The sequence below is a fragment of the Cupriavidus basilensis genome, assembly GCF_000876015.1.
Taxonomy (GTDB): Bacteria; Pseudomonadota; Gammaproteobacteria; order Burkholderiales; family Burkholderiaceae; genus Cupriavidus; species Cupriavidus basilensis_B.
The window spans coordinates 22521-34561 of sequence record NZ_BBQM01000022.1; the positions used below are offsets into that span (position 1 = coordinate 22521).

A 12041-nucleotide genomic window follows, 5' to 3' on the forward strand; every position below is an offset into this window, starting at 1 on the left:
GCGGCAGGCAGTTCCTTCCCCGGTCGTTCTCAGGTGGTTTCTCTGCTTTCCTCCATAAGATCTTCATTTCATTAGGGATTCACTTTTTCGGTGCGTGAAGAGTGCGCGCTAAGTCATTGTTCTGATTAAAAAAACCCGGTTTGTTGCCCCGCGGCGAGCCTTGACCCGCCAAATCGCTTCCTCTAAAGTGGGAAATAGTGTGAGGAAGTGTATTTTTGTGTGAAAAAGCGGGCTGGCTGTGGGATCATCCCCCAACGTCGGCTTTACTGGGTTTACCGTGCCAACCGACGGCAGAGCGGGCGGACACGGATCGGGAGCGAGCTTGTTTCAGGGCGCATCGGCGCTGTCACTGGATGCCAAGGGCCGGATGTCGATTCCGGCGCGGCACCGTGAAGCGCTGCAACAGCAGGCCGAGGGCCGGGTAACGCTGACAAAGCACCCGGATGGCTGCCTGCTGCTGTTTCCGCGGCCCGAATGGGAAAGCTTCCGGGCCCGCATCGCCGCTTTGCCGATGGACGCGCACTGGTGGAAGCGCATCTTCCTCGGCAACGCGGCGGACGTCGACATGGACGGCGCGGGCCGCGTGCTGATCGCGCCCGAGCTGCGCAGCGCCGCGCAGCTCGACAAGGAAGTCATGCTGCTCGGCATGGGCAGCCATTTCGAAGTCTGGGATGCCGCGACCTACGCCGCCAAGGAACAGCAGGCAATGGCGCAGGGCATGCCGGAAGCATTGAAGAACTTCTCTTTCTGACGAGGTCATGAGCTCAACTCAAACGCCGGGGACCACCGCCCTGCGCCATCGCACCGTGTTGCTGGACGAGGCTGTCGAAGCGCTCGTCTGGCGGCCCGATGGCGTCTATGTGGACGGCACCTTCGGCAGAGGGGGGCACAGCCGGGCCATATTGGCCCGGCTGGGGCCGGCCGGGGCACTGGTGGCCTTCGACAAGGATCCGGCAGCAATCGCAGAGGCGGGCACCATCGAGGATGCCCGCTTCTCCATTGAGCACACCAGCTTCGCCGACATGGCCGGCCGTCTGGCGGCCCGCGGCCCGGTGGCCGGGATACTGCTCGACCTGGGTATCAGCTCGCCCCAGATCGACGATGCGCAGCGGGGGTTCTCCTTCCGCTTCGAGGGCCCGCTGGACATGCGCATGGACACCACGCGCGGCGTCACCGCCGCCGAGTGGCTGGCGCAGGCGGAAGAGCAAGACATCGCGAGGGTGATACGGGACTATGGGGAAGAACGGTTTGCTGTACAGATTGCAAAGGCGGTTGTTGCTCGCCGGAGCGAACCCGGCCTTGGCGGGCCACTCGCCACTACGGCCGAGCTTGCCGCACTCGTGGCGAAAGCCGTCAAGACTCGCGAGAAGGGCCAGGACCCTGCGACCCGCACCTTTCAGGCTCTACGGATTCACGTCAATCAAGAGCTTGCGGACCTCGAAAGAGGACTGAGCGCGGCATACGATCTGCTGCAGGCAGGAGGGCGGCTGGTGGTGATCAGCTTTCATTCGCTCGAGGACCGCATCGTCAAGCGGTTCATGCAGGCGCACGCCCGTCCGCAGCAGGATGCCGACCCGGCCCTGCGCCGCGCGCCGCTGCGCGCCGACCAGCTGCCGCAGCCGACGCTCAAGCTGCTCGGCCGCGTCAAGCCGGGCGCCGACGAAGTGGCCGCCAACCCGCGCGCGCGCTCGGCCGTGATGCGGGTGGCCGAGAAACTGCCGGCGCGCGCGCCGGCACAGGCTGGCCACGCATGAACCGCCTGACTTTCTTCCTGCTTGCCGCGCTGATCTTCTGCGCGCTCTCCCTGGTGAGCGCGCAGCACCAGGCGCGCACGCTGTTCGTCGCCCTCGAGCGTGCCCAGGCGGAAGAAAAGCAGTTGGACATCGACTGGTCGCGCCTGCAGTACCAGCAGAGCGCGCTCGGCAAGAGCGCGCGCATCGCCGACGCGGCCCGCACCCAGCTCAAGATGACGCCGGTCATTCCCGGCCGTACCCAATACCTGGCCGGCGTGGTGCTCGACACTCCGCCGGCTACCGTGGCGACTGCGGCTTCCGCTGCGGCGGCGGCCTCGGCGCCCGCGGGGAGCAAGCCATGACCATCGCCCATCCCTCGCAGCGCGGCCAGCAGCGCGGCAGCCCCTCGCGCCCGCGCACCGGCCAGTTCGCGGCCAGCCCGGTGCTGGGCCTGCGCCTGCCGATGTGGCGCTCCAAGCTGGTGGTGTTCATGATGTTCTCCGCCTTCGTGGCGCTGGCCGGGCGCGCGCTGTGGATCCAGGGCCCCGGCAACCAGTTCTACGAGGCCGAGGGCAAGAAGCGCTTCCAGCGCACGCTCGACCTGCCGGCCACGCGCGGCAAGATCCTCGACCGCAACGGCCTGGTGCTGGCCACCAGCCTGCCGGTCAAGGCCATCTGGGCGGTGCCCGAGGACGTGCCCGACCAGATCGACGCGGACAAGATTCGCCAGCTCGGCAAGCTGCTCGACATGAGCGACAAGGAGCTGCGCCGCAAGTTTACGGAAGACAAGAGCTTCGTCTACCTGAAGCGCCAGGTGCTGCCCGACGCCGCGGACAAGATCGCCGCGCTCAAGATCGAGGGCATCCACCAGACCCGCGAATACAAGCGCTTCTACCCCGAAGGCGAGGCGATGGCGCACATCGTCGGCTTCACCAACGTCGAAGACCGCGGCCAGGAAGGCATGGAGCTCGCGCGCGAGCCGGTGCTGGCCGGCAGGTCCGGCGCGCGCCAGGTCATCAAGGACCGCCTCGGCCGCGTGGTGGAGGACGTCGGCATCCTCAAGACGCCGCGCGACGGCGAGGACCAGCAGCTTTCCATCGACGCCAAGATCCAGTATCTGGCCTTCAACGAGGTCAAGGCCATCGTCGAGCGCAGCAAGGCCAAGGCCGCCAGCGCGGTGGTGCTGGACGCCCAGACCGGCGAGGTGCTGGCGCTGGCCAACTGGCCGACCTACAACCCCAACGACCGCACCCGCCTGTCGGGCGAGCAGCTGCGCAACCGCGTGCTGACCGACACCTTCGAGCCCGGCTCGATGATGAAGCCGATCACCATCGGCCTGGCGCTGCAGCTCAAGCGGGTCACGCCGTCGACGGTGTTCGCCACCACCGGCAAGTTCACCTACGAAGGCGCCACCATCAGCGACACCCACAACTACGGGGCGCTGACCGTGGCCGGCATCATCCAGAAGTCCAGCAACATCGGCACCACCAAGATTTCGATGCTGCTCAAGCCGCAGGAGATGTGGGACATGTTCACCAGCGTGGGCCTGGGCCAGGCGCCCAAGCTCGGCTTCCCCGGCGCGGTCGCCGGCCGCGTGCGCCCGTACAAGAGCTGGCGCCCGATCGAGCAGGCCACCATGTCGTATGGCTACGGCCTGTCGGTGTCGCTGTTCCAGATCGCGCATGCCTACACCATCTTCGCCCACGACGGCGAGCTGATTCCCGTCACCATGTTCCGCCGCGACGGCCCGGTCAGCGGCGAGCGCGTGCTGTCGCCCGAAGTGGCGCGCCAGGTGCGCGGCATGCTGGAAACCGTGACGGCGCCCGGCGGCACCGCGCCCGAGGCCCAGGTGATGGGCTACCGCGTCGGCGGCAAGACCGGCACCGCGTACAAGCACGTCGGCCGCGGCTACGACCGCAGCAAGTACCGCGCCTCGTTCATCGGCCTGGCGCCGATGTCCAACCCGCGCGTCATCGTGGCGGTCAGCGTGGACGAGCCCACTTCCGGCAGCCACTACGGCGGCGCGGCGGCGGGCCCGGCCTTTGCCGCCATCACCGGCGGCACGCTGCGCGCGCTCAACGTGCAGCCCGATTCGCCGATCCGCCAGCTGGTGGTCAGCGACAAGGTGCAGGAAAGCGAGCCGTGGAGCGCATCCCAATGAGCCGCCAGCTGCTGCCCCTCGAAATCGCCGCCCAGGCCGCCGACGCGCTGGCCTGGCTGCGCCAGCGCGCGCCCGCCGGCGCCCGCCTCACCGGCGACACGCGCCGCCTGACCCAGGGCGACGTGTTTTTCGCCTACGTGCTGGGCAACCAGCGCCTGTCGACCGACGCGCGCCCGCACATCGCCCAGGCCATCGCGCGTGGCGTCAGCGCCATCCTTTATGAAGCGGACGGCTTCGCCTGGCCGCACGGCGAGGCGGTGCCGCATCTCGGCATCGCCGGCCTGCACCAGCTGGCCGGCCCGATCGCGGCCGGCTGGTACGGCAACGACGCGCGCGGCCTGGTCGTGACCGGCATCACCGGCACCAACGGCAAGACCTCGTGCGCGCAATGGCTGGCGCGGCTGCTGCAGGCCGCGGGCAAGCCCTGCGCCACCATCGGCACGCTCGGCACCGGCTTTCCCGGCGCGCTGGCCGTCACCGGCTTCACCACGCCCGACGCGGTGCAGCTGCAGGACAGCCTGGCCGCGCTGCACGACGCCGGCGCCCGCGCGGTCGCGATGGAAGTGTCCTCGCACGGCCTGGAGCAGGGCCGCGTGGCCGGCACGCATTTCGACGTGGCGGTGCTGACCAACCTGACCCAGGACCACCTCGACTACCACGGCACGATGGCCGAGTACGAGGCGGCCAAGGCGCTGCTGTTCCAGTGGCCCGGCCTGCGCGCCGCGGTGGTCAACCGCGACGACGGCATGGGCGCCCGCCTGCTGGCCGGCAAGCAGGCCGCCGCGCAGGTCATCGAATACGGCCTCGACGGCCCGGCCGCGGCCACCCGCAAGGGCGGCCAGTGGCTGCGCGCCAGCGGCGTGCGCGCCACCGCCGCCGGCACCGCCTTCCGCGTGGACGGCAGCTTCGGCAGCGCCGACGTCGCCACGCCGATGATCGGCGGCTTCAACGTCAGCAACCTGCTCGCCGTGCTCGGCGCGGCGCTGGCCAACGGCATCGCCTGGGACGCCGCCGTCGACGCGCTGCGCGCGCTCAGGCCGGTCGACGGCCGCATGGAACTGTTCGGCGGCGGCCAGGACGGCCCGCTGGCGGTGGTCGACTACGCCCACACGCCCGACGCGCTGGACAAGACCCTGGCCGCGCTGCGCCCGGTGGCGCAGGCCCGCAACGGCCGCCTGTGGTGCGTGTTCGGCTGCGGCGGCGACCGCGACCCGACCAAGCGCCCGCTGATGGGCGCGGTGGCCGAGCGCCTGGCCGACGAAGTCGTGCTGACCAGCGACAACCCGCGCAGCGAAGATCCGCTCGACATCCTCGACGCCATCGCCGACGGCATGGACGAGCGTGGCCGCGCCCACCTGATCGAGGACCGCGCCGCCGCCATCCTCTACGCCATCAAGCACGCCGCCGCGGCGGACGTGGTGCTGGTGGCCGGCAAGGGCCACGAGGCCACCCAGGAAGTGCAGGGCCGCAAGCGGCCGTTCTCCGATCGCGAACACGTCCGGCTGACGCTGGGCACGCGCGGGGTGGCCGCATGAACCGGAACACGATGACCAATCTGCAGCAAGCCGCCGGCTGGATCGCCGGCGCGCGCCTTTCCATGCCCGCCGCCGCCGATGCGGCCGCCCTGGGCTTTGCGCGCGTGCTGACCGACAGCCGCGCCGTGCAGCCCGGCGACCTGTTCGTCGCGCTCAAGGGCGAGCGCTTCGACGCCCACGATTTCCTCGCCGACGTGGCCGCGCGCGGCGCCGCCGCGGTGCTGGTGGCGCGCGCGCCCGACGCCGCGCTCGGCCTGCCCGCCATCGTGGTGCCCGACACGCGCCTGGCGCTGGGCGAACTGGCCGCCGGCTGGCGCCGCCGCTTCAGCCTGCCGGTGGTGGCCGTGACCGGCAGCAACGGCAAGACCACGGTCAAGGAAATGATCGCCGCGATCTTCGCCGCGGCGGTAGGGGAGGGCGCCCGCCTGGCCACCGGCGGCAACCTGAACAACGACATCGGCCTGCCGCTGACGGTGCTGCGCCTGGACGCCGCGCACCGGCTGGCCGTGCTCGAGCTCGGCATGAACCACCCGGGCGAGACCATTTACCTGGCCGGCATCGCCCAGCCGACGGTCGCCGTCGTCACCAACGCCCAGCGCGAACACCAGGAGTTCATGGTGAGCGTGGAAGCGGTGGCGCGCGAACACGCGGCGGCCATCGCGGCGCTGCCCGCCGACGGCGTGGCGGTGTTCCCGCTCGACGCCGAGGGCGGCGGCGCGCATGCCGGCATCTGGCGCGAGGCCGCCGGCCAGCGCCGCGTGCTGTCGTTCGGCCTGGCCGCCGGCGCCGACGTGCGCGCCGACGTGCATCTCGACGACGGCGTGCAGGTGATGCGGGTCACGGCGCCGGGCGGCGCCTTCGAGGTGCGCCTGTCGGTGCTGGGCACGCACAACGTGCGCAACGCGCTGGCGGCGACGGCCTGCGCGCTGGCGGCCGGCGTCGGCCACGAGGCCATCCGCGCCGGGCTGGCCGGGTTCGCCGCGGTCAAGGGGCGCCTGCAGGTCAAGCACACCGCCGCCGGCACGCTGGTGATCGACGACACCTACAACGCCAACCCGGACTCGGTGCGCGCCGCCATCGACGTGCTCGCCGGGTTTGCCGCGCCGCGCCTGCTGGTGCTGGGCGACATGGGCGAAGTGGGCGACCAGGGCCCGGCCTTCCACGCGGAGATCGGCGCCTACGCCGCCGCGCGCGGCATCGAGGCCCTGTGGGGCACCGGCGCGGCCATGACCGACGCGGTGCGCGCGTTCGGCGCGCAGGGCGGCGGGCAGGCGCGCCATTTCGACAGCGCCGAGGCGCTGGCCGGCGCGCTGGCGCGGGACGAGGACGGCATCGTGGCCCGCGCGGGCGCGGTGCTGGTGAAGGGATCGCGCTTCATGCGCATGGAACGGATGGTGGATGCGCTGGTCGCAGACACGTCCGCGCCGAAAGCGTGAGGGGCGTGACAGGCATGAGGGGCATGAAGGATGCGGCCGGTGGCCGGCAACGCCCGATCAGGTAATCGCAAGCAAACGAGAAGCCCGGCGCCGCCGGGCGATTGTCGAAAGGAATACGGAACACGATGTTATTGGCTCTGGCCCAGTGGCTGCAAAACGACTACAGCTTCCTGCGGGTCTTCAACTACCTGACCTTCCGCGCGGTGATGGCCAACCTCACCGCGCTGTTGATCGGCCTGTGCCTGGGCCCGTGGGTGATCCGCAAGCTGACCGAACTGAAGATCGGCCAGGCGGTGCGCACCATCGGCCCGCAGTCGCATCTGGTCAAGGCCGGCACGCCCACCATGGGCGGCGTGCTGGTGCTGGTGTCGATCGGCATCTCCACGCTGCTGTGGTGCGACTGGGGCAACCGCTTCATCTGGGTGGTGATGCTGGTGACGCTGGGATACGGCGCGATCGGCTGGGTGGACGACTACCGCAAGGTGGTCTACCGCGACCCGCGCGGCATGTCGAGCCGCGAGAAGTTCTTCTGGCAGACCCTGATCGGCCTGGTGGCCGCGGTCTACCTGGCGTTCTCGGTGTCGGAAAGCAGCAATGTGCGGGTGTGGGACCTGTTCCTGGGCTGGGTCGAGAGCGGCATGTCGCTGGACATGCCCTACAAGTCCAACCTGATCGTGCCCTTCTTCAAGGAAGTGAGCTACCCGCTGGGCGTGGCCGGCTTCATCGTGCTGACCTACCTGGTGATCGTCGGCTCGAGCAACGCGGTGAACCTGACCGACGGCCTCGACGGGCTGGTGATCATGCCGGTGGTGCTGGTCGGCAGCGGGCTGGGCGTGTTCGCCTACGTGATGGGCAGCGCGGTCTACAGCAAATACCTGCTGTTCCCGCACATCCCGGGGGCGGGCGAGCTGCTGATCTTCTGCTCGGCGCTGACCGGGGCGGGCCTGGCCTTCCTCTGGTTCAACGCCCACCCGGCCCAGGTCTTCATGGGCGACGTGGGCGCGCTGGCGCTGGGCGGCGCGCTCGGCACGGTGGCGGTGATCGTGCGCCAGGAGATCGTGCTGTTCGTGATGGGCGGCATCTTCGTGGTGGAAACGCTGTCGGTGATGCTGCAGGTGACGTGGTTCAAGATCACCAAGCGGCGCTACGGCGAGGGCCGGCGGCTGTTCAGGATGGCGCCGCTGCATCACCACTTCGAATTGTCGGGCTGGAAGGAAACGCAGGTCACGGTGCGCTTCTGGATCATCACCATGCTGCTGGTGCTGATCGGGCTGTCGTCGCTGAAGCTGCGCTGAGCGCGCGGCCGGCATCGGTGTAACAACGTAACGAAAAGGGCGGAAAACGAAGTGTTTGGCGAGTTGCAGAAACCTCATGTGCTGGTGCTGGGCCTCGGTGAATCGGGGCTGGCGATGGCGCGCTGGTGCGGCCAGTACGGCGCCCCCGTGCGCGTCGCCGACACGCGCGAGGCTCCCGCCAACCTGGTCTTCCTGCAGGCCGAGCTGCCCTCGGCGCAATTCATCGGCGGCGCGTTCGACGTGGCGCTGCTCGACGGCATCGGCCTGGTGGCGATCAGCCCCGGCCTGCCGCCGGGCGAGCCCGCCACCGCCGCGCTGCTGGCGGCGGCGCGCGAGCGCGGCATCCCGGTGTGGGGCGAGATCGAGCTGTTCGCGCGGGCGCTGGCCCACCTGCGGGCCGAATCCGGCTACGCGCCCAAGGTGCTGGCGATCACCGGCACCAACGGCAAGACCACCACCACCGCGCTGACCGGCCGCCTGGTCGAGCGCGCCGGCAAGACCGTGGCGGTGGCCGGCAACATCAGCCCGTCGGCGCTGGACAAACTGGCCGCCTGCATCGCCGCGGCCACGCTGCCCGAGGTCTGGGTGCTGGAACTGTCCAGCTTCCAGCTCGAGACCACCTATACGCTGGCGCCGCACGCGGCCACCGTGCTCAACGTCACGCAGGACCACCTCGACTGGCACGGCGGCATGGAAGCCTACGCCGCCGCCAAGGCGCGCGTGTTCGGCCCGGCGCCCGCGCCGGGCGAGCCCGGCTGCCTGCAGGTGCTCAACCGCAACGACCGCCTGAGCCTGGAGATGGCGCGCGCGGGCACCGTGCCCGTCACCTTCGGCACCGACCTGCCGGAGACGCCCGGCAGCTTCGGCGTGCTGCGCGAGGGCGGCATGCCGTGGCTGGTGATCGCCGAGGCCGACAGCGAGGCCGAGGGCGAGAACAAGCCGCGCCGCCGCAAGGCCGCCGCCGAGGCCGAGCCGGCCGTGCCGGTGCGCCACAAGCGCCTGATGCCGGCCGACGCGCTGCATATCCGCGGCATGCACAACGCCACCAACGCGATGGCCGCGCTGGCGCTGTGCCGGGCCATCGACCTGCCGCTCAACGCCCTGCTGCACGGCCTGCGCGAATACCGCGGCGAGCCGCACCGCGTGGAGTGGGTCGCCACGGTGGACGACGTGGAGTATTTCGACGACAGCAAGGGCACCAACGTGGGCGCCACCGTGGCCGCGCTGTCGGGCCTGGACAAGCGCGTGGTGCTGATCGCCGGCGGCGAAGGCAAGGGCCAGGATTTCTCGCCGCTGGCCGCGCCCGTGGCGCAGTACGCGCGCGCCGTGGTGCTGATCGGCAAGGACGCCGGCGAATTGCGCCGCGCGCTGGCCGGCACCGGCGTGACGCTGGCCGACGCCGCCACGCTGGAGCAGGCGGTCACGCTGGCCGCCTGCGCCGCGCAGGGCGGCGACGCCGTGCTGCTGTCGCCGGCCTGCGCCAGCCTCGATATGTTCCGTAACTACGTGCACCGCGCGGAAGTGTTCCGTGCCGCGGTGGAAGAACTGGCGATGTCCCGGGGGATCGTGCCATGAGCGACGCACAGGTCAAGCGCAGCGGTTTCATCGGCGCCACCATCGGCAATGCCTGGGGTGGCCTGCGCGACGCGGTGTCCGGCGTCAAGCCGACCCGCTCGCGCATGATGGAGTACGACCAGCCGCTGCTGTGGGTGTCGATCGTGCTGCTCGCGCTCGGCCTGGTGATGGTGTACTCGGCCTCGATCGCGCTGCCCGACTCGCCGCGCTACGCCAACTACCGCGAGAGCCACTTCCTCGCGCGGCATGCGTTCGCGCTGTTCGTCGGCCTGTCCGGCGGCCTGCTGGCGTTCCAGATCCCGGTCAAGTTCTGGGACCGCTACGCGCCCAAGCTGTTCGTGATCGCGCTGCTGCTGCTGGTGGTCGTGCTGGTGCCCTTCGTCGGCAAGGGCGTCAACGGCGCGCGGCGCTGGATTCCGCTGGGCATCATGAACTTCCAGCCGTCCGAGCTGATGAAGCTCGCGGTGGTGCTCTACGCCGCCAACTACACCGTGCGCAAGCAGGAGTGGATGCAGAACGTGGGCAAGGGCTTCCTGCCGATGGGCGTGGCGGTGGTGGTGGTGGGCATGCTGCTGCTGCTGGAGCCCGACATGGGCGCCTTCCTGGTGGTGGCCACCGTGGCGATGGGCATCCTGTTCCTGGGCGGCATCAACGGCAAGCTGTTCGCCGGGCTGGTCGGCGTGGCGGTGGGCGCGTTCGCGCTGCTGATCACGGCCTCGCCGTGGCGGCGCGAGCGGATCTTCGCCTACCTCAACCCGTGGGAAGAAGCCAACGCGCTCGGCAAGGCCTACCAGCTCACGCACTCGCTGATCGCCTTCGGGCGCGGCGAATGGACCGGCGTGGGGCTGGGCGGCAGCATCGAGAAGCTGCACTACCTGCCCGAAGCGCACACCGACTTCATCCTCGCCGTGATCGGCGAGGAATTCGGCTTCGTGGGCGTGCTGGTGGTGATCGTGCTGTTCTACTGGCTGGTGCGCCGCGCGTTCGAGATCGGCCGCACCGCGCTGCAGCTCGACCGCACCTTCGCCGGCCTGGTGGCCAAGGGCATCGGCGTGTGGGTCGGCTGGCAGACCTTCATCAACATGGGCGTGAACCTGGGCCTGCTGCCGACCAAGGGGCTGACCCTGCCGCTGGTGAGCTACGGCGGCTCGGGCATCCTGATGAACTGCGTCGCGCTGGCGATCTTGCTGCGGGTCGACTACGAGAACCGGGTGATGATGCGTGGGGGGAAGGTATGAGCGCTGCGCGCACCTTGCTCGTGATGGCCGGCGGCACCGGGGGGCATGTGTTCCCCGGGCTGGCGGTCGCGCGCGCGTTGCGCGAGCAGGGCTGGCGCGTGGTGTGGCTGGGCAACCGCAGCGGCATGGAAGCCACGCTGGTGCCCAAGTACGACATCCCGATGGAGTTCATCCAGTTCGGCGGCCTGCGCGGCAAGGGGCCGCTGACCAAGCTGCTGCTGCCGCTGAACCTGCTGCGCGCGTTCTGGCAGAGCCTGCGGGCGCTGCGCCGCGTGCGGCCCGACGTGGTGCTCGGCATGGGCGGCTACATCACCTTCCCGGCCGGCATGATGGCCTCGCTGCTGGGGCGCCCGCTGGTGCTGCACGAGCAGAACTCCATCGCCGGGCTGGCCAACAAGGTGCTGGCCAGGGTGGCGGACCGCGTGCTCTGCGCGTTCCCCAACGCGCTGCCGGACAGCGAGTGGACCGGCAACCCGGTGCGCGAGGAGCTGGCCCGCATGCCCGCGCCGGACCAGCGCTACGACCAGCGCAGCGGCCCGCTGCGCCTGCTGGTGGTGGGCGGCAGCCTTGGCGCGGCGGCGCTCAACGAGATCGTGCCCAAGGCGCTGGCGCTGCTGCCGGAAGCTGCGCGCCCGCTGGTGAAGCACCAGGCCGGCGCCAGGCAGATCGACACGCTGCGCGCCAACTACCAGGCGGCCGGCGTGCAGGCGGAAGCCGTGCCCTTTATCGACGACATGGCCGGCGCCTACGCCGAGGCGGATCTGGTGATCTGCCGCGCGGGCGCCATGACCGTGTCGGAGGTGGCGGCGGCGGGCGTGGCGGCGCTGTTCGTGCCGTTTCCCCATGCCGTGGACGACCACCAGACCACCAACGCGGAATTCCTGTCGCGGCAGGACGCGGCCTTGCTGGTCCAGCAGAACGAACTGACCGCGCAGGGGCTGGCGCGCACGCTGGCCTCGCTCACGCGGACCCGACTCAAAGAGATGGCGCACCAGGCGCGCGGTCTCGCCAAGCCGGAAGCGACCCGGCGCGTGGCGGAGATCTGCAGCCAGATGGCCAGGGATTGAA

10 protein-coding genes are annotated in these 12041 nt (G+C 70.3%); all 10 read left to right on the forward strand.

Annotated elements, in window-relative coordinates; all coding sequences use genetic code 11:
* The first annotated feature begins 322 nt into the window (after nt 1–322).
* The gene (gene mraZ, locus KF708C_RS23480; RefSeq protein WP_029043959.1) at nt 323–751 is read left to right on the forward strand and encodes a division/cell wall cluster transcriptional repressor MraZ; all 429 of its coding nucleotides are present in this window, start codon (nt 323–325) and stop codon (nt 749–751) included.
* A gap of 7 nt (nt 752–758) precedes the next feature.
* Nucleotides 759–1754: a 16S rRNA (cytosine(1402)-N(4))-methyltransferase RsmH gene (gene rsmH / locus KF708C_RS23485; protein WP_020204715.1), complete on the forward strand. Its 996-nt coding sequence runs from the start codon at nt 759–761 to the stop codon at nt 1752–1754.
* Nucleotides 1751–2095, forward strand: coding sequence for a cell division protein FtsL (gene ftsL / locus KF708C_RS23490; RefSeq protein ID WP_020204716.1), 345 nt, complete (start codon nt 1751–1753; stop codon nt 2093–2095). Before rsmH ends, ftsL begins: the two co-directional genes overlap by 4 nt.
* Nucleotides 2092–3894 (forward strand): peptidoglycan D,D-transpeptidase FtsI family protein, encoded by a 1803-nt coding sequence (locus KF708C_RS23495; protein WP_020204717.1) that lies wholly within the window; start codon nt 2092–2094, stop codon nt 3892–3894. The genes ftsL and KF708C_RS23495 overlap by 4 nt, the downstream gene beginning before the upstream one ends.
* Complete coding sequence (locus KF708C_RS23500) at nt 3891–5429, forward strand: UDP-N-acetylmuramoyl-L-alanyl-D-glutamate--2,6-diaminopimelate ligase (protein WP_059413470.1); 1539 nt, start codon at nt 3891–3893, stop codon at nt 5427–5429. The genes KF708C_RS23495 and KF708C_RS23500 overlap by 4 nt, the downstream gene beginning before the upstream one ends.
* A complete protein-coding gene (locus KF708C_RS23505; RefSeq protein ID WP_059413471.1) occupies nt 5426–6865 on the forward strand; it encodes a UDP-N-acetylmuramoyl-tripeptide--D-alanyl-D-alanine ligase in 1440 nt (479 codons plus the stop codon). Before KF708C_RS23500 ends, KF708C_RS23505 begins: the two co-directional genes overlap by 4 nt.
* A 125-nt stretch (nt 6866–6990) precedes the next feature.
* Nucleotides 6991–8160, forward strand: coding sequence for a phospho-N-acetylmuramoyl-pentapeptide-transferase (gene mraY, locus KF708C_RS23510; RefSeq protein ID WP_029043962.1), 1170 nt, complete (start codon nt 6991–6993; stop codon nt 8158–8160).
* Nucleotides 8161–8211: 51 nt separating this feature from the next.
* Nucleotides 8212–9735, forward strand: a complete 1524-nt coding sequence (gene murD / locus KF708C_RS23515) for a UDP-N-acetylmuramoyl-L-alanine--D-glutamate ligase (RefSeq protein ID WP_059413472.1) — start codon at nt 8212–8214, stop codon at nt 9733–9735.
* Entirely contained in the window at nt 9732–10973 is a 1242-nt protein-coding gene (gene ftsW / locus KF708C_RS23520; RefSeq protein ID WP_020204722.1) for a putative lipid II flippase FtsW, read from the forward strand. The genes murD and ftsW overlap by 4 nt, the downstream gene beginning before the upstream one ends.
* The gene (murG, locus tag KF708C_RS23525) at nt 10970–12040 is read left to right on the forward strand and encodes an undecaprenyldiphospho-muramoylpentapeptide beta-N-acetylglucosaminyltransferase (RefSeq protein ID WP_059413473.1); all 1071 of its coding nucleotides are present in this window, start codon (nt 10970–10972) and stop codon (nt 12038–12040) included. Before ftsW ends, murG begins: the two co-directional genes overlap by 4 nt.
* Nucleotide 12041: the final 1 nt, after the last annotated feature.

What these genes read in the sequence shown, in the direction of transcription:
- rsmH (WP_020204715.1), top strand. Translation starts at nt 759, where the DNA reads ATGAGCTCAACTCAAACGCCGGGGACCACCGCCCTGCGCCATCGCACC.
- ftsL (WP_020204716.1), top strand. Translation starts at nt 1,751, where the DNA reads ATGAACCGCCTGACTTTCTTCCTGCTTGCCGCGCTGATCTTCTGCGCG.
- KF708C_RS23495 (WP_020204717.1), top strand. Translation starts at nt 2,092, where the DNA reads ATGACCATCGCCCATCCCTCGCAGCGCGGCCAGCAGCGCGGCAGCCCC.
- KF708C_RS23500 (WP_059413470.1), top strand. Translation starts at nt 3,891, where the DNA reads ATGAGCCGCCAGCTGCTGCCCCTCGAAATCGCCGCCCAGGCCGCCGAC.
- KF708C_RS23505 (WP_059413471.1), top strand. Translation starts at nt 5,426, where the DNA reads ATGAACCGGAACACGATGACCAATCTGCAGCAAGCCGCCGGCTGGATC.
- mraY (WP_029043962.1), top strand. Translation starts at nt 6,991, where the DNA reads ATGTTATTGGCTCTGGCCCAGTGGCTGCAAAACGACTACAGCTTCCTG.
- ftsW (WP_020204722.1), top strand. Translation starts at nt 9,732, where the DNA reads ATGAGCGACGCACAGGTCAAGCGCAGCGGTTTCATCGGCGCCACCATC.
- murG (WP_059413473.1), top strand. Translation starts at nt 10,970, where the DNA reads ATGAGCGCTGCGCGCACCTTGCTCGTGATGGCCGGCGGCACCGGGGGG.